At 58.0% G+C, this 21135-nt stretch carries 21 protein-coding genes; 12 read left to right on the top strand and 9 right to left on the bottom strand.

The annotated features are described in order from the left end of the window. Position 1 precedes the first annotated feature (1 nt). On the bottom strand, positions 2-673 hold the full coding sequence (gene pgl, locus ACR0NM_RS04675; protein ID WP_480613440.1) for a 6-phosphogluconolactonase: 672 nt from the start codon (positions 671-673) through the stop codon (positions 2-4). Further along, positions 670-2124, bottom strand: a complete 1455-nt coding sequence (gene zwf / locus ACR0NM_RS04670) for a glucose-6-phosphate dehydrogenase (RefSeq protein WP_480613438.1) — start codon at positions 2122-2124, stop codon at positions 670-672. Before zwf ends, pgl begins: the two co-directional genes overlap by 4 nt. 163 nt (positions 2125-2287) lie before the next feature. Between zwf and ACR0NM_RS04665 the strand changes: the two genes are divergently transcribed. Further along, complete coding sequence (locus ACR0NM_RS04665) at positions 2288-3241, top strand: radical SAM family protein (protein ID WP_170396933.1); 954 nt, start codon at positions 2288-2290, stop codon at positions 3239-3241. A gap of 3 nt (positions 3242-3244) precedes the next feature. Here the strand turns inward: ACR0NM_RS04665 and ACR0NM_RS04660 are convergent, their stop codons facing one another. After that, a complete protein-coding gene (locus tag ACR0NM_RS04660) occupies positions 3245-3514 on the bottom strand; it encodes an usg protein (protein ID WP_039535770.1) in 270 nt (89 codons plus the stop codon). Positions 3515-3708: 194 nt separating this feature from the next. On the opposite strand from ACR0NM_RS04660, the gene gyrA reads away from it, so the two are divergent. Next, positions 3709-6432 carry a DNA gyrase subunit A gene (gyrA, locus tag ACR0NM_RS04655; RefSeq protein WP_170396932.1) on the top strand — a complete coding sequence of 908 codons (2724 nt, stop codon included), beginning with the start codon at positions 3709-3711 and terminating at the stop codon, positions 6430-6432. Between the two features lie 126 nt (positions 6433-6558). Then, positions 6559-7230, top strand: a complete 672-nt coding sequence (gene trhA / locus ACR0NM_RS04650; RefSeq protein ID WP_480613435.1) for a PAQR family membrane homeostasis protein TrhA — start codon at positions 6559-6561, stop codon at positions 7228-7230. 23 nt (positions 7231-7253) lie between these two features. Here trhA and ACR0NM_RS04645 read toward each other — a convergent pair whose 3' ends face one another. Genes ACR0NM_RS04645 through ACR0NM_RS04635 form a run of 3 tightly spaced genes read right to left on the bottom strand, consistent with a single transcriptional unit; the run spans position 7254 to position 10676 of the window. After that, positions 7254-8723: a carboxypeptidase M32 gene (locus tag ACR0NM_RS04645; RefSeq protein WP_480613433.1), complete on the bottom strand. Its 1470-nt coding sequence runs from the start codon at positions 8721-8723 to the stop codon at positions 7254-7256. 4 nt (positions 8724-8727) lie between these two features. Further along, positions 8728-9873 carry a heme A synthase gene (gene ctaA, locus ACR0NM_RS04640; protein ID WP_480613431.1) on the bottom strand — a complete coding sequence of 382 codons (1146 nt, stop codon included), beginning with the start codon at positions 9871-9873 and terminating at the stop codon, positions 8728-8730. A gap of 59 nt (positions 9874-9932) precedes the next feature. After that, positions 9933-10676: an RNA methyltransferase gene (locus ACR0NM_RS04635; protein ID WP_480613429.1), complete on the bottom strand. Its 744-nt coding sequence runs from the start codon at positions 10674-10676 to the stop codon at positions 9933-9935. A 164-nt stretch (positions 10677-10840) separates the two neighbouring features. On the opposite strand from ACR0NM_RS04635, the gene ACR0NM_RS04630 reads away from it, so the two are divergent. From ACR0NM_RS04630 to ACR0NM_RS04615, 4 genes are all read left to right on the top strand, one after another. Further along, on the top strand, positions 10841-11461 hold the full coding sequence (locus tag ACR0NM_RS04630) for a thiamine phosphate synthase (RefSeq protein ID WP_170626905.1): 621 nt from the start codon (positions 10841-10843) through the stop codon (positions 11459-11461). A gap of 55 nt (positions 11462-11516) precedes the next feature. Further along, complete coding sequence (locus tag ACR0NM_RS04625) at positions 11517-12410, top strand: PfkB family carbohydrate kinase (RefSeq protein ID WP_480613427.1); 894 nt, start codon at positions 11517-11519, stop codon at positions 12408-12410. Further along, positions 12407-13321, top strand: coding sequence for a pseudouridine-5'-phosphate glycosidase (locus tag ACR0NM_RS04620; protein WP_170610888.1), 915 nt, complete (start codon positions 12407-12409; stop codon positions 13319-13321). Before ACR0NM_RS04625 ends, ACR0NM_RS04620 begins: the two co-directional genes overlap by 4 nt. A 63-nt stretch (positions 13322-13384) precedes the next feature. Beyond that, a complete protein-coding gene (locus ACR0NM_RS04615) occupies positions 13385-14062 on the top strand; it encodes a DUF502 domain-containing protein (RefSeq protein WP_170396909.1) in 678 nt (225 codons plus the stop codon). On the opposite strand, the gene ACR0NM_RS04610 is transcribed toward ACR0NM_RS04615, so the two are convergent. Both ACR0NM_RS04610 and ACR0NM_RS04605 read right to left on the bottom strand, forming a co-directional pair. Beyond that, a complete protein-coding gene (locus ACR0NM_RS04610) occupies positions 14063-15088 on the bottom strand; it encodes a patatin-like phospholipase family protein (protein ID WP_480613425.1) in 1026 nt (341 codons plus the stop codon). A 64-nt stretch (positions 15089-15152) separates the two neighbouring features. After that, positions 15153-15926 carry a 3-hydroxybutyrate dehydrogenase gene (locus ACR0NM_RS04605; RefSeq protein ID WP_170396905.1) on the bottom strand — a complete coding sequence of 258 codons (774 nt, stop codon included), beginning with the start codon at positions 15924-15926 and terminating at the stop codon, positions 15153-15155. 293 nt (positions 15927-16219) lie between these two features. Between ACR0NM_RS04605 and ACR0NM_RS04600 the strand changes: the two genes are divergently transcribed. From ACR0NM_RS04600 to ACR0NM_RS04580, 5 genes are all read left to right on the top strand, one after another. Beyond that, positions 16220-18046 (top strand): extracellular solute-binding protein, encoded by a 1827-nt coding sequence (locus tag ACR0NM_RS04600; RefSeq protein WP_170626898.1) that lies wholly within the window; start codon positions 16220-16222, stop codon positions 18044-18046. Positions 18047-18078: 32 nt separating this feature from the next. After that, the gene (locus ACR0NM_RS04595; RefSeq protein ID WP_170421885.1) at positions 18079-18903 is read left to right on the top strand and encodes an arsenate reductase/protein-tyrosine-phosphatase family protein; all 825 of its coding nucleotides are present in this window, start codon (positions 18079-18081) and stop codon (positions 18901-18903) included. Positions 18904-18929: 26 nt separating this feature from the next. Further along, positions 18930-19406 carry an arsenate reductase ArsC gene (locus ACR0NM_RS04590; protein WP_170421889.1) on the top strand — a complete coding sequence of 159 codons (477 nt, stop codon included), beginning with the start codon at positions 18930-18932 and terminating at the stop codon, positions 19404-19406. Next, positions 19403-20062: an MIP/aquaporin family protein gene (locus ACR0NM_RS04585; protein ID WP_170421892.1), complete on the top strand. Its 660-nt coding sequence runs from the start codon at positions 19403-19405 to the stop codon at positions 20060-20062. Before ACR0NM_RS04590 ends, ACR0NM_RS04585 begins: the two co-directional genes overlap by 4 nt. 187 nt (positions 20063-20249) lie before the next feature. Next, complete coding sequence (locus tag ACR0NM_RS04580; protein ID WP_170396893.1) at positions 20250-20486, top strand: hypothetical protein; 237 nt, start codon at positions 20250-20252, stop codon at positions 20484-20486. On the opposite strand, the gene ACR0NM_RS04575 is transcribed toward ACR0NM_RS04580, so the two are convergent. Beyond that, positions 20475-21098 carry an XRE family transcriptional regulator gene (locus ACR0NM_RS04575; RefSeq protein WP_170396891.1) on the bottom strand — a complete coding sequence of 208 codons (624 nt, stop codon included), beginning with the start codon at positions 21096-21098 and terminating at the stop codon, positions 20475-20477. The two genes, ACR0NM_RS04580 and ACR0NM_RS04575, sit on opposite strands and share 12 nt — an antisense overlap. Positions 21099-21135: the final 37 nt, after the last annotated feature.

The following is a 21135-nucleotide window of genomic DNA, read 5'->3' as shown; positions in this document are numbered from 1 at the left end:
ATTACTCCGCCCAATGTACGGTCATGCCGCTGAGCACGGCCGCGATCGGAGCTTCCTCGGGTGGTAGTGACATGGCACGATCCAGGGCATTCCGTTTAGTTTCTCCGAATATGACGAGATGCTTGGACAAAGCGCCGTCCAGAACCGGACCCGTCAGCGTGATACGCGCTTCGGGCTGCACGTCGGTCCGCGCTACCGCCAGTGTCGGGGCGTTGTTGTTCAGAGCAGCAGACAAGCCCTGCATCCCCGGAAAGAGCGAGGCGGTATGCATGTCCTCACCCATTCCCAGCACCAGAACCGATAGCGGCAGATGCGGGTTAATCAGGCTTTCGATCTCGGGTAAAACCGCCTCAGGCTCATGTTCCGCAACATAGAGCGGAATGTATTGTGCAATGGATGCGCGACTGGTCAGCAACCGTTCCCGGATCAACCTCTCGTTCGAACGCTCGTGATCACCCGGCACGCATCTTTCATCGGTCGGCAGTATGTGCACACGATCCCATTCCAGATCAGCAGCGCACAATCCATCAAAGATCGGCCCCGGTGTGGTTCCGCCCGGAACGGCCAACGAGACAGTATCATGATGTAGCAATGCGGCCTCAAGATCTCCGGCCAATGCATTCGCGACATCAATCGCCAGCATGTCGCGATCGGCGTATTCTTTGATATTCATGGATTTATTCCTTGCCAGCGGCGGTGGTCTCGTTTCATCAGCAGCTCGGCGTCGCCCGGGCCGGTGCTGCCGTTTTCATAGGGTTTGGGAACATCACCGCGCGCCTCCCAGCCCGCGATAATCGGATCGGTCCAGGCCCATGCGGCTTCTACTTCATCGCCGCGCATGAACAGGGTTTGGTTGCCGCGAATGACATCCATCACCAGCCGCTCATAAGCGTCGGGTGGGTCCTGGTTTTCAGGCCCAAGCGCTTCGGCAAAGCTCATGTCCAGCGGAACGTCAACCAGACGCATGCCTCCCTGCCCCGGCTCTTTGATTGTCACTTTCAAAGTGATGCCTTCATTGGGCTGCAACCGGATCGACAGAGCATTCGCATGACGCCCGGCCTCTTCGCCAAAAATCGAATGCGGAGCATCCTTGAACATCACATTGATGACCGAGGACCGCGCCACCAGCTCTTTGCCCGTGCGCAGATAGAACGGTGTGCCCGCCCAACGCCAATTGCTGATATGCGCGCGCAATGCGATGTAGCTTTCCGTCGTCGACCTTTGATTGCCGACAACTTCACGATACCCCCGGCCATCGGCACCGCCTGCAAACTGACCTCGTACGATATGGTGCGGCTCAACCGAATCCAACGCGCGTATGACCTTGAGTTTCTCATCGCGCACCGCGTCCGGATCAAATTTTGCGGGTGGTTCCATCGCGATCAGACACAAAAGCTGCATCAGATGGTTCTGCATCATGTCGCGCATGGCGCCGGCGCGCTCGTAATATTCTTCACGACCGTCAATGCCGACGGTCTCGGCCACAGTGATCTGAATGTGATCGACATACTGGCTGTTCCAAAGCGGTTCGAACAGCATGTTGCCGAACCGAACGGCCATCAGATTCTGAACGGTTTCCTTACCCAGATAATGATCGATCCGATAGATTTGCCCTTCGTCAAAATGCGCCGCCAGTGTCGCATTCAACGCGCGTGCACTTTCCAGATCGTGCCCAAAAGGCTTTTCGACGACGATGCGGGTTTGCGGGGTGGCGAGATTGTGCGCCCTGATTTGTTCGGCCAGCGGGCCAAACAAACGGGGGCCTACCGAGAAATAGAAGGCCCTGATACGATCCGCATTCAGCATTTCGGCCAACTGGGCCCAACCATCTTCGGACAAAGCGTCAAGCGGGACATACTCCACGCGCTGAAGAAAACCGTTCACAGCCTCCTGATCTTTTGCCCGCTTCGGTGCGTGCTGGCGCAACGATTCGGCCACCATCTCGCGAAAGCCATCAACGCTCAGAGCGCCCCGCGCTGCGCCGATGATCCGGGTGGCCTCGGGCCACTGCCCGGCGCAGTAACGCCGAAACAGGGCCGGAACGATCTTGCGCTGTGCCAGATCGCCGGTTCCGCCGAATATGACCAGATCAAATGGGTCAACAGGTATGACACGAGAAACCATGGCTTTTCCTTACCTTGCCGCTTGGGGCATGTCCAATGTTAGCGCAACCAATCAGCAACTTTCTTCCCACATCAAAACTCTGTCAGCGAGGGGTAGATGCTCTTAACTAAACCGGCACGAACGGTTAAGTCGGTTTGGCACAAGCACAGAACCGGATGCCGGAATGAAAGACAACGCCCTACAGGCTGCGAATATCGGGAAGTTTCAGAACAGTTTGGTGACAGCAGACGGGCAAACGCGCGCGTCCGTTGCGCTGACTCATCCCGAAACCCTTTGGTTCAACACCGGAACGCTGTGCAACATCGAGTGCGTAAACTGCTATATCGCCAGCAGCCCAACCAACGATGCTCTGGTTTACATCACCGCCGACGAAGTCCGCGACTATCTGGATCAGATCGAACAGCGCCAATGGCCGATCCGCGAGATAGGCTTTACTGGTGGTGAGCCCTTCATGAACCCCGAGATGATCGAGATGACGCGCGTCGCGCTAGAGCGTGGGTACGAAGTTTTGATCCTGACCAATGCAATGCGGCCGATGATGCGCCGCAAAATGCGCGAGGGTTTGCTGGAATTACAGCGCGACTACGCAGAAAAACTGACGCTGCGTGTCTCCGTCGACCACTACCGCCCCGATCTGCATGACGAAGAACGCGGCAAAGGCAGTTTTGCCAAAACTCTGACGGGGATGGAGTGGTTGCGGGATAACGGCTTTAGGATGGCAATTGCCGGGCGCTCAGTCTGGGGGGATAGCGACGCTGAAAGCCGCGCGGGGTATGCAGCATTCTTTGCCAAGCACGGCTTTGACATTGATGCTCAAAATCCGGGCCAAACAGTTTTGTTTCCCGAGATGGACGAAACAGTTGAAGTTCCTGAAATTACAGCCGCTTGCTGGGGCATCCTGGACAAATCCCCCGATGCGGTGATGTGCGCCAGCTCGCGTATGGTCGTCAAACGCAAAGGCGCCGAGCGCCCGGTAGTGCTGGCCTGTACGCTGCTGCCTTATTCACCGGAGTTTGAATTGGGCGAAACCCTTGAAGAGGCCGAGGCCGACGTGCATCTGAACCACCCGCACTGCGCCAAATTCTGTGTATTGGGCGGCGCGAGTTGTTCGGCCTGAGGGCTAGTTCACCCGAAACTCACCCACCATGTTGCGCCATTCCCCAGGCGCGATCATTTTACGGTGCGTGAACCTGACCGAGTGCAGCGGACCTTCAATCTCTTTCTGCCAGAATTCTACGAATTCGAACAGCTTCGGATGGTCCGGAGCAAGGTCGTAATCCTGCCAAATAAACGTGTTCAGTACGTGAATATAGTCGGGCATGTGGTAGAAAAATTCCGCCGTGGTCAGCCCGTACCCCTTAAGCATGAGTTCAGTTTCACTTTGCGCCATGCAGACCTCCAATCTTGTTACAAGGTCTACTCAGAGTAACACGGAACTGTCCTAATACTTAGATAACAATATGTTACTCAGGTGTTACCGACCTAATTTGGCCGGGGAACGGTTGCTTGCTTGCACCTTATATGCCGGGTCTGATAAGGTGCATCCACAAGATATAGATCAAGAACAAGACACGGGCAGCCTACGTGAGCGATACGCCAGAAATCCCTGAAAACATGGACGAAACCCCGCCCGAGCGCCCCGTTTATGACGGCCCGACGGTATCCATCGAATCCGAAATGCGCACGTCCTATCTGGACTATGCGATGTCGGTCATTGTCAGCCGTGCGATCCCCGATCTGCGCGATGGGCTGAAACCGGTGCATCGGCGTATTCTCTACGCGATGCATGAGACCGGGAACACTCATGACAAGTCCTATCGCAAGTCGGCCCGTCCGGTTGGCGACGTGATGGGTAAGTACCACCCGCATGGTGATAGTGCGATCTATGACGCGCTGGTGCGGATGGCGCAGGATTTCTCGATGTCGCTGCCGCTGCTTGATGGTCAGGGCAACTTTGGCTCAATGGACGGCGATAACCCGGCGGCGATGCGTTACACCGAAGTACGGATGGACAAGCCCGCCGCGTCCCTATTGGCCGATATCGAAAAAGAAACCGTCGATTTTCAGGACAACTATGACGGCAAAGACAAAGAGCCGACCGTCCTACCCGCCCGTTTCCCGAACATGCTGGTCAATGGTGCCGGTGGTATTGCCGTGGGTATGGCAACCAACATCCCACCGCATAACTTGGGCGAAGTGGTCGATGCCACGCTGGCGCTGATCGACGACCCGGATCTGACATCAGAGCAACTGATCGAGTATGTGCCCGGCCCCGACTTCCCGACTGGCGGTGTGATGCTGGGCCGCTCAGGTGCGCGCAAAGCGTACCTTGAAGGCCGTGGCAGCGTTATCATCCGCGCCAAGACCCGCGTAGAAGAGCTGCGCAAGGATCGGTACGCCATCGTTGTGGACGAGATCCCCTATCAGGTGAACAAAGCCTCGATGATCGAAAAGATCGCCGAAGCCGTGCGTGAAAAACGCATCGAAGGCGTCAGCCACGTACAGGACGAATCCGACCGCAATGGTGTGCGTGTCGTGGTCGAACTGAAACGCGATGCAACGCCCGAAGTGGTGCTGAACCAGCTCTACCGCTTCTCGCCGATGCAGACCTCATTTGGTTGCAACATGCTGGCGTTGAACGGTGGTCGGCCTGAACAGCTGACCCTGCGCCGCTTCCTGACCTCGTTCATCGACTTCCGCGAAGATGTTGTTGCCCGCCGCACAGCCTATGACTTGCGCAAGGCGCGTGAGCGCAGTCACATTCTGTGTGGTCTGGCCGTGGCCGTTTCGAATGTTGACGAAGTGGTTGCCACGATCCGCTCGTCGGCAGACGCTGCTGAAGCGCGCGAGAAACTGATGACCCGCCGCTGGCCTGCATCCGAGATCGAAGGCTATCTACGCCTGATCGACGATCCGCTGTCCAAGATGAATGACGACGGCACCTATAACCTGACCGAGGTACAGGCCCGCGCCATTCTCGAACTGCGGCTGCAGCGTCTGACCCAACTGGGTGTCAAGGAAGTCACGGACGAACTGGAAGAACTGGCCGACAAGATAAAGGAATACTTGGATATTCTGTCTTCGCGTGAGCGCATCATGGGCATCATCGCCGATGAGCTACGCAGCGTGCGCGAGCAGTTCGCGGTCGACCGCCGCACCGAGATCGTTGACTGGTCCGGTGATATGGAAGACGAAGACCTGATCGAACGCGAAGATATGGTCGTGACTGTCACCTCAGGCGGCTACATCAAACGCACCCCGCTGGCCGATTTCCGGGCGCAAAAGCGTGGCGGCAAAGGCCTGTCGGGTATGCAGACCAAGGAAGAGGATGTTGTCACCAATCTCTTCGTGGCGAACACGCATACGCAACTGCTGTTCTTCACCACCGAAGGCATGGTCTACAAGCTCAAGACCTGGCGTCTGCCGCAATCCAGCCGGACCGGTAAGGGCAAGGCGATCGTCAACATCCTGCCGATCCCGACCGGTGTCTCGATCGCGGCGATCATGCCCGTGGATGTGCCGGATGAAGAGTGGGAGAACCTGCAAATCGTCTTCGCCACCAGTGCAGGTGATGTCCGCCGCAATCGTCTGTCAGATTTCACGAACGTTCGCCGCAATGGCAAGATCGCGATGAAACTGCCCGAGGATGTGGAACTGGTAAACGCCCGCATCTGTTCAGAAGATGAAGACGTGATGCTGGTCACCAATTCGGGCCGTGCGATCCGCTTCCGGACCACTGATGTGCGCGTTTTCAATTCGCGCGAATCTACCGGTGTGCGCGGCATCAGGCTGAGCAATGGCGACCGTGTCGTCTCGATGTCCGTAATTCGCCATTTCGAGGCCGACCCGGACGAGCGCGCCGCCTACCTCAAGATGCGCCGCGCAGTCGCGGGCATTGCGGATGACGGCGAAACGGACGAGGACGAAGCCGCGCCTGGCAGTATCACGCAGGAACGCTATGCCGAGATGTCGGCAGCCGAGAACCTGATCTTGACCATCACGTCGGGCGGCGCGGGCAAGCTGAGCTCCAGTCATGATTACCCGGTCCGCGGTCGCGGTGGCATGGGCGTTGCGGCGATGGACAAAGCCATGCGCGGCGGCGAACTGGTTGCCTCCTTCCCCGTAGAAATCGACGATCAGATCATGCTGGCTACCTCGAAGGGCCAATCGATCCGGGTGCCGGTCGAGGGCATCTCGTTCCGCTCCCGCAGCGCGGGTGGTGTGCGGGTATTCAACACCGGCAAAGGCGAAGAAGTCGTTAGTGTGGCCTGGATCGCCGACCAGGGTGACGAAGAAGCCGAGGAATAACAAAGCACTACAGAAGTGTAACAAAACGCCCGTATTGCGGGCGTTTTTGTTACTCAGGGTCACGTTCCTGCCAACGGCACGGGGCTGGGCTTGCCCCAGCAGACCCGGCGCGCCTAGCATTTCGATATGTGGTCATTCGCCCATATCCGACCTGCCTACAGCCGTGCTGAACGAATAAGTGACGGTGTTGTTCATGTGCTGGGTGTTTCTTCGGCGGTGATCGCAGCGCCTATGCTGATCATCATGACAGTCTTCTATCGGTCAGACCCGGCGGCGGTTTTGGGCGCCTCGATCTATGGAATAACTCTGGTTTTGATGCTGACGTTCTCGGCGCTCTACAACATGATCGAGCATGATGAGTGGGCAGAGTTTCTGCGCCGCCTTGATCACTCGGGTATCTACGTGAAGATCGCAGGAACTTATACGCCGTTCCTGCTGCTCTCGGCTTCGCAACCTCCGGGGCTTTTACTGGGGCTGTGGTCTTCTGCGACGCTGGGCTCTGTTCTGAAGATGATCGACCCGAACCGCTTCCGCTGGTTCGGGCTGGCGCTGTATCTTCTGATGGGATGGGCCGCGGTTTGGGCCGGACAATCCATGTTGGCCGAACTTTCACCCCTTACCCTTACTTTGATGATCGCCGGAGGCATCATCTATACCGCAGGCGTGGTATTCTACCTTCTGGACTGGCTGCCCTACCACAACACCATCTGGCACGTATTTGTATTGGCAGGAAGCGGCCTTTTCTTCGCCGCTGTTGCCTTGCGTATCGAAATGGTACCGTCATCAGGACCAGTGTAACGCCGGAGCGCCACGAACACGCCTCAAAGCCCGTACAACGCCCCGAACTTCTGCTCCAGATAAGCCAACAGCGGCTCCGGCCCTGGTTCCACCCCACTGGCGCGCTGGATGATTTCGCGGGGCGCGTACAGTCCTCCATGCTGCTGCACATGCTCTCGAAGCCAACCGGTGGCCCTCGAGGTATCGCCAGCAGCCAACTGCCCCTCAAGTCCGGGAATTGCTGCGCGCAGTGCTTGATACAGGCATCCCGCGTAGACATTGCCCAGCGAATAGGTCGGGAAATAGCCAAACAGACCAACCGACCAATGCACATCCTGCAAACACCCGTTCGAGGGCTTGTCGACCGCATAACCAAAATCTGTTTTGAAACGGTTGTTCCAGGCGGTTTCAAGGTCGCCGACCTGCAAGTCACCGGCCATCAGTGCGCGTTCCAAATCAAACCGCAGCATGATGTGCAGATTGTACTGCACCTCATCCGCCTCGGTCCGGATATAGCCGTTGTGGACGCGGTTGACTGTGGCATAGAACGCATCTGCATCGGCGATTCCAAAATCACCGAACGCCTCTTTCATCTGGTCAAACAGCCATCCGGTAAAGGCGCGCGAGCGGCCCAGCTGGTTTTCGTAAATCCGGCTTTGGCTTTCATGCACACCCATCGACACACCACGTCCCAGCGGGGTCAGCAGGTAATCGCGGTCGATGCCCTGCTCATAGGCGGCGTGGCCAACCTCGTGAATGGTCGAGTAAAAGCAGTTGAACGGATCGGTCTCGCTGGTGCGGGTGGTGATCCGAACGTCCAGCCCGCTGCCCGAGCTGAACGGATGCACAGCCTTGTCGACGCGGCCATTGTTCAGGTCATAGCCGAATGTCGTGGCCAGTTTCTGCGTCAGGCGCATCTGGGTCAGTTCGTCAAAGTTGCCGGTCAGCGCGACAGGTTCCGGGCGATCCAGAACGGCGGCGCGAAGAGCCACCAGACGTGGGCGCATTTCGTCAAAGATCGCGGCGATCTGAGCGCCGGTTGTGTAGGGCTCGTAATCCTCAACCATCGCATCATAAACGTCGCCACCCTGTGCCAGCGCTTCACCTTCTTGCCGTTTCAGCGAGACAACTTCTTCCAGCACCGGCAGGAAGGCTGAGACCTCTTCGTCCGCTCGCGCCTGCGCCCATGTGCCCTGCGCGGCGGATGTCACGCGTGCAATCGCCGTCGCCAGATCGGCGGGCACCTTCACCGCGCGGTCATAGGCGCGGCGTATTTCACGCAGTTGTGCCTTGCCGACCTCATCTTGCGGTGCGGCCTGCTCCAACCATTCGGCAACGCGAGGGTCAGAGCGGCGAGCATGCAATACAGCCTCGATCGCTGCCATTTCCTCGGCCCGTTGCGGCGCGGCACCGCGCGGCATCACCGTTTCCTGGTCCCAGCCGAGCCTACCGGCAATCTGGCCCAGGGCCGAGGTTTCGCGCTGAAAGGCCATCAGGTCATTGTATGCTGTCATGGGATCATGCTCCGCGCACAGATGTTGCGATAGGGTAAGCTGTCAGGAAGCGGGCGCGCAGGATCAGTGTCCAGACGACCACGGCTATGAACTGGTGGAAAATGGCGATCTGCCAAGGTGCCGCATAGACGACTGTGATGATGCCCACGACCACTTGCAGTGACAAAGCCGCGAACATGGCGTTGAAGGCAAAGCGGGTCTGTGGGTGCGCGCTGCTGCCACCGCGCCGCCAGACTATGATGGCGAAAATAAAGAGCAGATAGCCGACGCAACGGTGGATAAACTGCACCAGACCGGGACTTTCAAAGAAGTTACGCCACATCGGTTCCAGCATGGCCGCATCGGGCGGCAGCAACTGACCGCCAATCAGGGGCCAGTCAGTGTAGGACCTCCCCGCGTCGATCCCAGCCACCAGCGCACCGATGAGGATTTGCAGGAAGGTGAAGTGCAGCAGTCCGGTCGATATCGAGAAAAGCTTAGCCTCTTTCGCGCGGCGGGCCTGCATCAGGTCGCGTTCGTCACGGCCAAGTTCAAAGATGTACCAGGCAAGAAAGCCGAGGATCACGAAGGCCAAGCCAAGATGCGTTGCCAGACGATAGCTGGCAACGGCGGTCATGCCTTCACCCTGTGTGACGCCCGAGGCGACCATCCACCAGCCTACAGCACCCTGAACACCGCCAAGCAGGCCGGGGATCAGCAGCTTACCAGCCCATCCTGTCGGAATCTTGCGGGTCACAAGGAAACCGATAAATCCAACGGCCCAAACCAATCCTATCACGCGGCCCAACTGGCGATGGCCCCATTCCCACCAATAGATGGTTTTGAAATCATCCAGCTCCATCCATTGGTTCTGAATGCGCCACTGGTCAATCTGCTTGTATTTATCGAATTCGGCTTGCCAGTCGGCAGCGTTCATCGGCGGGATCGCACCCGTAATAGGTCGCCATTCGATGATCGATAGACCACTGTCGGTCAGCCGCGTGAGCCCGCCCACGGCAATCATGATCACGACCAGCGCGAACAGGATCATCAGCCAAACCCGGATCGCGGCTCGCGCACCGCCACGCCCCCGGTCGATCATACCGGGTTGGACGGCCTGTTGTTTTTCGCTGTCCGAGACCTCTTCGAAGATGCTGCGCTTACCGCTCATGCTGTCCTCATGTCCTGATTTCGTCGCAAGCTATGGTTTGGCGGAAGATAGGTCCAGCCTCAGCTTTTGTCTTTCCAGCGGACCATCTGCCGCATGATCCCGTGAAGCATCTGTACATCGGCCCGTGTCAACCGCATCCGCGACCACAGATTGCGCAGGTTCACCTTCATTCCTTCGGCTTTTTCCGGCGGATAAAAGAACCCGGCCTGTTCCAGACGGTCCTCATAATGCTCAACCAACTTTTCAACCTCGATCCCGGTCGCCCAATCGCCCTTGCCCAGATCAGTTGCCTCATGCACGACATCCCCGGTCTGGCGCATCCATTCGTAGGCGGTCAGCAGAACGCACTGCCCGAGGTTCAACGACGCATATTCCGGATTCACTGGCACCGAGATAATCGCATTGGCCTTGGCGATATCCTCATTCTCAAGCCCTGCCCGTTCCGGGCCAAACAGAACAGCGACCTTTTCGCCCACCGCCACTTTCTGCGATGCAAGCTGCATTGCGCGCTCCGGGCTATAGACAGGCTTGGTCAACCCACGTTGCCGCGCTGTGGTGGCGAAGACAAAGGTGGTGTCCTCCAGCGCGCCCGCCAGATCGTCAAATAACTGCGCCTCATCCAAAAGCCGCCCGGCCCCGCTGGACATCGCCACCGCCTTGGGGTTGGGCCAGCCGTCGCGCGGTGCCACGATCCGCATCCGATCCAGCCCAAAGTTCCACATCGCCCGCGCGGCAGCACCGATGTTCTCACCCATCTGAGGGCGCACCAGAACAAAAGACGGCTGTGATGTATCGCTGGGCATGGCTAACTCCGAAAAACTCCGCTTGCTCTAATGGCCGCATGGGTCGAGGGCAAGTCGGCCCGGCGTCTTCTGTTCGCAAAAGGGTACGTAGCCGGCATAAAAGTTTGCTTCCCCCGCGCAATCCGCTAAACCGCGCGAAAGATGACAAACCCGAAGGACGCGCCATGGACACCCCCGAGCAGCCGCAGATTTACCTGATCACGCCTCCTACCATCGCGCTGAGTACATTCCCTGATCAATTGGGCCACGTATTGGACGGGTCTGAAATTGCATGTATCCGCCTCGCCTTGGCTGGAAGCGACGAAGATACCATCGCGCGCGCCGCCGATGCTTGCCGCGAAGTTGCGCATGCGCGCGATGTAGCCATCGTGATTTCCAACCATGTATTGCTGGCGCAGCGGTTGGGTCTGGACGGGGTGCATCTGGATGACGGCGCGCGGTCTGTCAGGGCAGCCCGCAAGGAGCTGGGCGCGGATGCGATTGTCGGCAGTTTTTGCGGGTCTTCCAGTCATGACGGGATGACTGCTGGTGAAAGTGGCGCGGATTACGTGGCCTTTGGCCCGGTTGGTTCCGCCACGCTGGGCGATGGCACTCAGGCCGAAAAGGACCTGTTCCAATGGTGGTCCGAAATGATCGAGGTTCCCGTCGTGGCCGAGGGCGGCCTGACGTCCGATCTGATCCGAGACCTCACCCCCTGCACCGATTTCTTCGGCATCGGAGAGGAAATCTGGTCGCAAGATAACCCGTTGGAGGCGCTGAACTCTCTGATTGCCGCAATGCGCTGAGGGATGCGAGCGTTAACCCTTGCACCCGCGTCGGGGCTGCGGCATGACACAAGGCATGAACAAGAACAGAGAAATTTTGTGCATCGGCTCGGTCCTTTGGGACGTGATCGGACGCTCGGCCAGCGCCATGCGACAGGGCTCGGATGTACCCGGCCGCATTACTCGCCTGCCGGGTGGCGTCGCCATGAACATCGCCATGACGCTGGTGCGGTTCGGAATGACCCCAACTCTACTGACCGCAATTGGCCGCGACGCTGAAGGGGATGAACTGGTCCGGTCCTGCGCGCGTTTGGGGATGGTCACCGATCACATCTATCGCTCGCAAGACCTGCCGACCGACAGATATATGGCGGTTGAAGGAGCCAACGGGCTGATCGCCGCCATAGCCGACGCCCATTCGCTAGAAGCTGCCGGAGCCAAAATCCTGCGTCCCTTGATGCATGGTCCGCTGGGCTATGAAAATACGCCATTCGAAGGGCCCATCGCGCTGGATGGTAACCTGACGCTTACCTTGCTTGAAGAGATCGCCCAAAGCCCCGCCTTTGCCAAAGCCGACCTGCGCGTCGCCCCGGCCTCGCCCGGCAAGGCAGAACGGCTGCTGCCCTTCCTCAAACACGCCCGTGCAACGCTCTATGTGAATCTCGAAGAGGCCGGACTGCTTTGCCAGCGCGAGTTCACCGATTCCGAGAGCGCCGCCAAAGGCCTGCTGGACCGTGGCGCGTTGCGGGTTCTTGTGACCGATGGCGGCAACTCGGCCACCGTCGGGGATGCTGACGCCGTCTTGACCCAAACACCCCCTTCCGTTCTGGTCACCCGCGTGACCGGCGCGGGCGACACTTTCATGGCCGCCCATATCGCGGCCGAGGCGAATGGCGCTGAGAACGACGCGGCCCTCACCCGCGCCCTGCACGCCGCTGCAACCTATGTTTCCGGAGAAACCCCACTGTGATCACCATTCATTATTCTGCAGAGGTCCGCGCCGCCAAGGATGCGGGCCAACCGATCGTGGCATTGGAAAGCACCATCATAACCCATGGCATGCCCTACCCCCAGAACATCGAGGTCGCGGCACAGGTTGAACAAGACATCCGCGATGCGGGCGCCGTTCCAGCAACGATTGCCGTTATTGACGGAGTTTTGCACGTCGGCCTCGAAGCCGACCAGCTGAGCGCATTGGGTCAGGCGCAAGGCGTCGCCAAACTGTCACGCGCTGACATGGCCGCCTGCCTCGCCACAGGCGGCACCGGGGCCACCACCGTCGCCGCAACAATGATCGCCGCACATTATGCAGGCATTGAGGTCTTCGCCACCGGAGGCATTGGTGGGGTGCATCAGGGGGCCGAAACCTCCTTCGACATCTCCGCCGACCTGCACGAGCTCGCGCAGACCCCGGTGACTGTGGTCGCGGCCGGGGCTAAAGCCATCCTCGACCTCGCCAAAACGCTTGAAGTTCTGGAAACGCTCGGCGTCCCCGTCATCGCCCACGGACAGGACGAGTTCCCGGCCTTCTGGTCCGCAAAATCACCCTTGGCAGCCCCGCTGCGCATGGATGATGCCGCTGACATAGCAAAAGCCCACGCAACACGGCGTGCGTTGGGGCTGCCGGGTGGTCAGTTGGTCGCTAACCCGATCCCGCAAGCCGACCAAATCCCGTCCGAGGAATTGGCCCCGATCATCGCCTCTGCCCAGGCAGACGCCGAGGCGCACCGCATCACCGGCAAAGGCGTCACGCCTTATCTGCTGCAGCGTATCTATGAACAGACCGAGGGCCGTTCGCTTACCGCCAACATCGCATTGGTACGCAACAACGCCCGACTGGCAGCGGCCATCGCGCGTGCGCTGATGGAATCAGCCCACTGACCCCAGCTATTGCACCAAGCGCCCGGACTGCTTACCTAATTCCGCAAACCACTCAGGACCGCAATGAACACTCCGTTTGACGAAGAACCCCACCGACGCCCCGGCCTGTTCTCCCGGCTACGCGCGTCCTTTCTGACTGGTATCGTCGTCATTGCTCCGGTGTGGCTGACCATCTGGTTGATCTGGTCTGTGGTTGGCTGGATCGACAGCGCCGTCCTGCCCCTGATCCCGCAACGGTTCCAACCCTCGGAATATGTCGGCATCAACCTGCGCGGCGTTGGCGTGGTCATATTCCTGCTGTTCACGATTATCGTCGGCTGGATCGCAAAGGGCATTCTGGGCCGTTCTCTGATCCATTTCGCCGAGAGTGTCGTCGACCGCATGCCCGTGGTCCGTTCGGTTTATTCCGGGATCAAGCAAATCTCGGAAACTGTGTTCGCCCAGACCGAGCGGTCTTTCGAAAAAGCCTGCCTGATCCAGTATCCGCGCCGGGGCATCTGGGCAATCGGCTTCGTCTCGACAACAGCGCGCGGTGAAGTGAGCGATCGCGCCGAAACCGGGGGCGAGTTGCTAAGCGTGTTTGTCCCGACAACTCCAAACCCCACATCCGGGTTCCTGTTGTTTTTCCCCGCAGAGGATGTGATCCTGCTGGATATGTCCATCGAGGATGCAGCCAAGCTGGTGATCTCAGCAGGTCTGGTTTACCCGAATGACAAAGACCCAACCCAGCCGCCTGAATAATCAACCAAACATTGCCGGCAAATCGACCGTGCTCCGCTGACCCAGATCGTCCTTATGCACGCTCAGAAACTGCTCCGCCGCATCGCGGCCGGACTGTTTCAACCGGTTCAGCACAACCGGGTTTGGCACGATCTTGGTGGCCGCTGAAAGGTCGTTCATCAAGGCGTCATCAGCGATCATATGCACCAGCACCCGGCTCATCTCACCAGCCTTCAGCTTGCCTTCGGCCAGAAGCCGTTGAACGAAATTGATCGCACGCAGCTCGCGAAACAACGATGAGTTAAAACTGATCTCATTGATCCGGTTCTGAATCTGCTGCGGCGTTTTAGGCACCTCATCGCGTTCCAGCGGGTTGATGTTCACAATCACCACATCATCTGGCAATTCCCCACCGAACAACGGATAAAGCGCCGGGTTTCCGGTATAGCCGCCATCCCAATACGCTTCGGTCCGCTCGGATTTCGGGTCATAGATCTCAACCGCCTGAAACAGGTTCGGCAAGCAGGCCGAGGCCAGAATCGCATCGGTCGAAATCTCCTCGCCTGTGAAAACGCGAATCTTGCCGCTGCGCACACAGGTCGCGCAGACAAACAGCGCGGGCCCTTCGTCTGCACAAATCTCATCAAAGTTGAACCGATCCACAACCGGGGTGAGCGGATTGCGATAAAACGGCCCATAAGCGTAAGGCGATACCAGCCGCGACCATGCTTCGGCCATCGAGAACGGAACGGAGTACTCCAACGCTTGTGCAACATGAGCAGGCTCAATGCCCCGCATCCAATGGGCAATTCGCATATCGCCGACGGCACCCATGCGTTTCCAAAGCCCATCCAGACACGCCCGCGCGCCCTCGCGCCCTGCATGCACCATCCCAGATTTGAACGCTGCCCCGTTCAGCGCGCCGGCCGAAGTCCCAGTGATCGCGGCAACCTCGATATCCTCTTCATCCAGCAATCGATCCAGTACACCCCAGGTAAACGCGCCATGCGCCCCACCGCCCTGCAATGCCAGATTGATCCGTTTCATGGTTCCGCCTCTTCATCTGGCCAGAAATACCTCGGGGGTATGGGGGCAGAGCCCCCATGGTCCCTCACAATGCCGTCCATCCCCCATCCACGGATATCGTCGTTCCTGTGATCTGTGCCGCTGCATCCGAGCACAAGAAGATCGTAGTTCCGCCCAGCTGCTCGACCGTGGCAAACTCCTTCGATGGCTGCCGCTCCAGCAGGATGTTCTTCACCACATCCTCGCGGCTCATATTGTACTCTTTCATCGTGTTGGGAATTTGCGCCTCAACCAATGGAGTCAGTACGTATCCCGGACAAATAGCATTGCAGGTGATCGGCTCCTGCGCAGTCTCCAGCGCCACGGTCTTGCTCATCCCGACGACACCATGCTTTGCCGCGATGTAAGCCGCCTTGTAGGGCGAGGCCGTCAGACCGTGAGCCGAGGCAATATTCACGATCCGCCCCCAACCCGCCGCGCGCATCTTCGGAAGCGCTGCCGCCATCGTATGAAAGACCGAATTCATGTTGATCGCGATGATCGCATCCCATTTGTCCGACGGAAACTGATCGATCGGAGCCACATGCTGAATGCCGGCGTTGTTCACCAGAATGTCACAAGCACCTGCCTGTTCGATCAGTGCACGGCATTCATCGCCCTTGGACATATCTGCCTTGATGTAGCGCGCGTTGGTTCCCGTCTCTTTGCCAATCTCGGTGGCCAGCGCATGATCTTCATCCCGGTCGGTGAACGAATTCAGCACCACATCCGCCCCGGCCTTCGCCAGCTCACGCGCGATGCCCAGCCCAATCCCCGAATTCGACCCCGTGACGACGGCTGTTTTGCCCGACAGACTCATGGCACTCTCCTTATGAGTTTTTGTTTCTCAAACACAGTGCCATGCTGCACCTGCAAAGAAAACGGGGAATGATCTGATCCGCGCGCCCGCACGAGTTTTGCCAAAAAAAACGCCCGCACGAAGCGGGCGTTAAGTTATTGAGGCAGGTTTCATACAGGCAAGAAACCTATCGAGCAGTAGAACCTTTATAAGCAATTCCACGCCCTCGTCCAAGCTAAAAGTTTGATAATAAGAAAAATCATGGCTACGGTGAATCCCAAACAAAATAAGGCCAGAGCAGGATTGTTTCCAAAATGAGCCCCGATTATCTCCGCCCCCTTCGTCCCGCGATTGTGGGAATCACCTGTATTTTCGCCGCCTCAATGGCGTCAGCAGAATCGGCCCATGGCATAGCTATGTATGGTGACCCGGCCCTACCACCGGATTTTGTGTCGCTACCCTACGCAAATCCTGACGCGCCCAAGGGCGGCAAGGTCGTATTTGGCAATACCGGCGGCTATAACAGTCTGAACCCGTTTGTGCAAAAAGGCACCGCGCCGTGGCAGTTGCGATTTTGGACGCATGAAAGCCTGATGGGCCGCTCCTGGGACGAACCTTTCACTCTTTACGGGTTGTTAGCCGAATCAGTTGAGACGGATTCGGACCGAACCTGGGTCGAATTCACGCTGCGCGAAAATGCTGAATTCTCGGATGGATCGCCGGTCACTGTCGATGACGTGATCTGGTCGTATGAGACACTGGGCACCGAAGGCCACCTGCGATATCGCGGGCTGTGGGGCAAGATTGATAGCATTGAACAGACTGGACCGCGCAGCGTACGGATCACCTTTAACGAACCGGATCGCGAACTGGCCCTGATCGCCGGAATGCGCCCGATCCTGCAAAAAGCGCAGTGGGAGGGAAAGTCGTTCGCTGACGCTCAACTACACGATATACCCATCGGTTCCGGACCATACGTAATCGATGACTATGAGGCTGGCCGCTATGTGAACCTGCGTCGCAATCCTGACTATTGGGGTGCCGATATCCCCTACCGCAAGGGCACGATGAATCTGGATGACATGCGGATTGAGTTCTACGGCGACGGCACAGTCGCGTTTGAAGCGTTCAAAGCTGGCGAGCTTTCGGCCGTTCGTGAATTCAACGCGGATAAATGGAACACGCAGTACAACTTCCCAGCGGTTCAGCGCGGTGATGTTGTGAAGACGGAAATTCCCCATCAAAAACCATCGGGCATGACCGGCTTTGTCATGAACACACGCAAGGCGCCATTCGATGACTGGCGCGTACGCGAGGCGCTGACGCTGGCCTTCAACTTCGAGTTCATCAACGACACCATTACAGGCGGGGCGCAGCCCAGGATCACCTCCTATTTCTCGGGTTCGGAATTGGGGATGCAACCCGGACCGGCCACTGGTCGTGTCGAGGAATTGCTTCAACCTTACGCCGCCGAGTTGGCACCGGGCACGCTGGATGGATATGAATTGCCTCAAAGCGATGGAACCGAACGCAACCGCCGAAATATCCGCAAAGCGCTTAAACTGCTGGAAGAGGCCGGATGGACCATTCAGGACGGCCAGCTTCGCAACGCCAGCGGTGAGCCGTTTGTGATTGATCTGGTCATCAGCCAGGGCAGCCTGAATGTGGTGCAGGATGTCGGCGTGATCGCGGAAATCTACGCCCGCGCCCTCGAACGCCTGGGTATCCAGTTGACAGTCGAGAAAGTAGATGACGCGCAATATACTTCACGCATCGATGCGCAAGATTTTGACATGACCCCGTTCCGTCGTGCGCTGTCGCTCTCGCCAGGCAACGAACAACGTCTGTATTGGGGCAGCGAAAACGCAAATGCTCCCGGGACGCGGAATGTTATGGGCCTGACCTCGCCCGCCGTGGACGGGCTGATCGACGCGATGCTGGCCTCGGAAAGCCACGAGGATTTTGTTGCAGCAACGCGCGCGCTGGATCGTGTTCTGACAGCGGGTCGCTATGTTATTCCTATCTGGAGCTTTGATGTCGGCCGTATCGCCCATGTCAAAGAGCTGAAACAACCCGACACTCTGCCAATTTATGGCGATGGGCCAGAATATATGCCACAGGTCTGGTGGTTTCAGGATTGACGAGTCCTTTCTATTTCCATATTTCATGAATTATGGAAATAGAGATTCATGACAGGCTGAACGCACTCGCACATCCCAAGCGGCTGGATCTGTTCCGGCTGTTGATGCGTCGCTATCCAGATTCCGTTGCTGCGGGTCAGATTGCCGAGGCTTTAGCGCTGAAACCCAATACTGCGTCAACCTACCTGAATGCATTGAAATCCGCCGGGCTGATCCAGCAGTCGCGCAGCGGGACATCATTGCAATATGCCGCCAACTTACCAGCGGTGCGCGGGCTGTTTGATGAGTTGCTGGGCGGTTGCTGTCAAAATCGTCCTGATTTGTGCATGCAACCCTCGGATGACCCCGTTATGGCGTCCCCTGACCGCGTAATGAATGCGCTTTTCCTCTGCACCGGAAACTCGGCCCGTTCGATCATGGCGGAAGCCATCCTGAACAATGAAGGTAACGGCTTGTTTCGCGCTTATTCGGCAGGAACGGCACCATCGGACGGACCAAATTCAATCGTTTTGGAACTCTTGAAGCAAAAAGACTACGACACGACCTCGCTCCGCTCAAAATCACTGGAAGAATTTGCCGCTGCTGATGCCCCAAAGATGGATTTTGTCTTTACCGTCTGCGACCACGCGGCGAACGAGGCCTGCCCCGCTTGGCCAGGACAACCGATAAGCGCGCATTGGGGTCTGCCCGATCCGGTCAAAGTTGAAGGAACCGACGCGCAAAAGCAGCTGGCATTCCAGCAGGCCTACGGATTGCTGCGCAACCGTATCACCGCCTTTGCAAGCCTCCCGTTCGAAACGCTCGACCGCATCTCACTACAGCACAAGGTGGATGATATCGGTCGAATGGCCGAATAGTCCTCGATCAATCCAAGGATACCCCCATGAACATACTGGTTCTATGCACCGGCAACTCGGCTCGGTCGATTCTGCTGGAGTCGCTCTTCAATCACACCGGCGAAGGGCGTGTACGCGCCTATTCAGCAGGCTCCAACCCGACCGGGAAGGTGCATCCGCAATCCTTGACGCTGCTTGGTGCCGAAGGCCATGACGTCCGCGATTCCCGCTCTAAAAGCTGGGATGAGTTTGCAGCAGAAAATGCTCCGGAAATGGACATAGTGATCACGGTTTGCGGCTCAGCCGCCGAAGAGACATGCCCCGTCTGGCCCGGCGCCCCTGTACGCGCGCATTGGGGTGTCGAGGACCCGGCTGCCGCGTCTCAGTCAGACTGGGAAACCGCCTTTAGGACCGCATATGACATTCTTGGGCGCCGCGCCGAAGCACTTCTGGAGCTGCCCATTGAAACCATGGACAGCGTTGAACTCTCGGCCCATCTCAAACGTATAGGAGCCCTGCTGTGAGCGCCCGCCAATACTTTGCCGAATTCCTCGGAACCGCCTTCCTGCTGATCGGCGTTGTCGGATCAGGCATCATGGCGCAAACCTTGTCCGACGGGAACATCGCGCTGGCGTTGCTGGCCAATGCAATTGCGACCGGCTGCATCCTTTACGCTATCATCACTACGCTCGGCCCTGTCTCGGGCGCTCACTTCAACCCTGCAGTGACATTGGCCTTTGCGCTGCGCGGTGAACATCCCTGGCGTGCGGTCACCCCTTACATGCTTGTTCAGATTGCCGGCGGTATCGCGGGGGTCTGGGCCAGCCATTACATGTTTGACCTGCCGATTCTGCAAACTTCGGAAACGATGCATCGTACCGGGGCACATCAGTGGTTTTCGGAGATTGTCGCCACTTTGGGTTTGCTCTTTGTGATTTTCGGCGGAATTCGGCACAAGCCGGACACGGTACCAGCCCTTGTGGGCCTCTATATTACCGGCGCCTACTGGTATACGTCTTCCACAAGTTTTGCTAATCCGGCCGTTACCATCGCAAGGGGCTTTACGGATACCTTTGCGGGGATATACCCTGCGCACATTCCGATGTTCATAATTATGCAGTTAATTGCTGTATTTATCGGACACAAAATACTGAACTGGTTATTCGAACAAGCAGAATAACGGACCGGCCGCCACTCACTTTACAGCAGGTCCGTGGGCCCGTTGCGGTATCTCCGCAGCGGGTTTTTTGCATCTTATCTCCCGACTCCGGCTGCGACATTTTGTCATGTCTGCAGCAACGCACGGCGCTCCGTAGGCTGTCTTGGGGGAGAGCAATCCTGAAACACCAACTAAGGAAGGCTCGCAGATGCTAAACTGGGCTGATCTGACGCAAGACTGGGACGCGTCATATGCGCGTGCAAAACGTAGGTTTCCGAACCTGCGGGATAGGGATATGGCGCGCGTTGGCGAAGATCGCAAACAGTTCGAAGCTTACCTGGCCGAGCGTCACCACCTGACCGTAAACGAGGCGCGCGAAGAGCTTGAGGATTTCCTGTTCACCGAAGCATTGAACCGCGAAGCGGCCCAAGCCCTAAGCAAGTGACGTCACCCACAGGATCGTCGCATCCTCATCACTGACCGAAATGACGTTATGCCCCATGCTGCCGTCGTAATAAGCGCTGTCGCCGCGGCGCATTTCGACCGGCTCATAGAACTCGGTAAACAACCGCACCACTCCGGTCAGAACATACAGAAATTCCTCACCATCGTGACGCACCCAGCCGTCAAATTCTTCCATCGAGCGTGCACGTACACGGGCGCGATAGGGCAGCATCTGCTTTTTGGTCAGCGTTTCTGCCAGCAACTCATGTTCGTAGGTGGTGGTCGCATGGGCCGCACCCCCGCCCATCTTGGTCACTGCCATTCGACCGATCACCTGATCGCGTTGTGGCGGCGTAAAAAGCTGAGGCACCGAAATCTCCAATCCGGTCGCCAGCTTTTTCAAAGCATCATAGGTCGGAGACATCTGACCATTTTCGATCTTGCTGAGTGTCGACCGAGCCAGACCCGCCTGACTCGCCGCCTGTTCCAGCGTCCAGTTGCGGGCTTTACGCAGTTCGCGCACGCGCGCGCCCAAATCGACCGGCTCCAACTCGGTGTTGACACCATTGTCGCGGGCAATTCTGACGATAGATTTATGATCATTGGTGGCCATGGGTCTTTCTATAGGGCGAGCATGCCCTGCTTGCAAC

Source organism: Ruegeria sp. AF2 (assembly GCF_056542025.1).
The sequence above is the reverse complement of the archived record's forward strand: the minus strand, read 5'-3'. Positions and strand labels throughout refer to the sequence as shown.

Excerpts from the sequence above, each read along its gene's own strand:
- zwf (WP_480613438.1), bottom strand. The coding sequence starts at position 2,124 with ATGGTTTCTCGTGTCATACCTGTTGACCCATTTGATCTGGTCATATTC.
- ACR0NM_RS04645 (WP_480613433.1), bottom strand. The coding sequence starts at position 8,723 with ATGACAGCATACAATGACCTGATGGCCTTTCAGCGCGAAACCTCGGCC.
- ACR0NM_RS04610 (WP_480613425.1), bottom strand. The coding sequence starts at position 15,088 with ATGAAACGGATCAATCTGGCATTGCAGGGCGGTGGGGCGCATGGCGCG.
- ACR0NM_RS04600 (WP_170626898.1), top strand. The coding sequence starts at position 16,220 with ATGAGCCCCGATTATCTCCGCCCCCTTCGTCCCGCGATTGTGGGAATC.
- trhA (WP_480613435.1), top strand. The coding sequence starts at position 6,559 with ATGTGGTCATTCGCCCATATCCGACCTGCCTACAGCCGTGCTGAACGA.
- ACR0NM_RS04575 (WP_170396891.1), bottom strand. The coding sequence starts at position 21,098 with ATGGCCACCAATGATCATAAATCTATCGTCAGAATTGCCCGCGACAAT.
- ACR0NM_RS04615 (WP_170396909.1), top strand. The coding sequence starts at position 13,385 with ATGAACACTCCGTTTGACGAAGAACCCCACCGACGCCCCGGCCTGTTC.
- ACR0NM_RS04595 (WP_170421885.1), top strand. The coding sequence starts at position 18,079 with ATGGAAATAGAGATTCATGACAGGCTGAACGCACTCGCACATCCCAAG.
- ACR0NM_RS04580 (WP_170396893.1), top strand. The coding sequence starts at position 20,250 with ATGCTAAACTGGGCTGATCTGACGCAAGACTGGGACGCGTCATATGCG.
- ctaA (WP_480613431.1), bottom strand. The coding sequence starts at position 9,873 with ATGAGCGGTAAGCGCAGCATCTTCGAAGAGGTCTCGGACAGCGAAAAA.
- ACR0NM_RS04625 (WP_480613427.1), top strand. The coding sequence starts at position 11,517 with ATGAACAAGAACAGAGAAATTTTGTGCATCGGCTCGGTCCTTTGGGAC.
- ACR0NM_RS04635 (WP_480613429.1), bottom strand. The coding sequence starts at position 10,676 with ATGCCCAGCGATACATCACAGCCGTCTTTTGTTCTGGTGCGCCCTCAG.
- ACR0NM_RS04590 (WP_170421889.1), top strand. The coding sequence starts at position 18,930 with ATGAACATACTGGTTCTATGCACCGGCAACTCGGCTCGGTCGATTCTG.
- ACR0NM_RS04660 (WP_039535770.1), bottom strand. The coding sequence starts at position 3,514 with ATGGCGCAAAGTGAAACTGAACTCATGCTTAAGGGGTACGGGCTGACC.
- ACR0NM_RS04630 (WP_170626905.1), top strand. The coding sequence starts at position 10,841 with ATGGACACCCCCGAGCAGCCGCAGATTTACCTGATCACGCCTCCTACC.
- ACR0NM_RS04605 (WP_170396905.1), bottom strand. The coding sequence starts at position 15,926 with ATGAGTCTGTCGGGCAAAACAGCCGTCGTCACGGGGTCGAATTCGGGG.
- ACR0NM_RS04665 (WP_170396933.1), top strand. The coding sequence starts at position 2,288 with ATGAAAGACAACGCCCTACAGGCTGCGAATATCGGGAAGTTTCAGAAC.
- pgl (WP_480613440.1), bottom strand. The coding sequence starts at position 673 with ATGAATATCAAAGAATACGCCGATCGCGACATGCTGGCGATTGATGTC.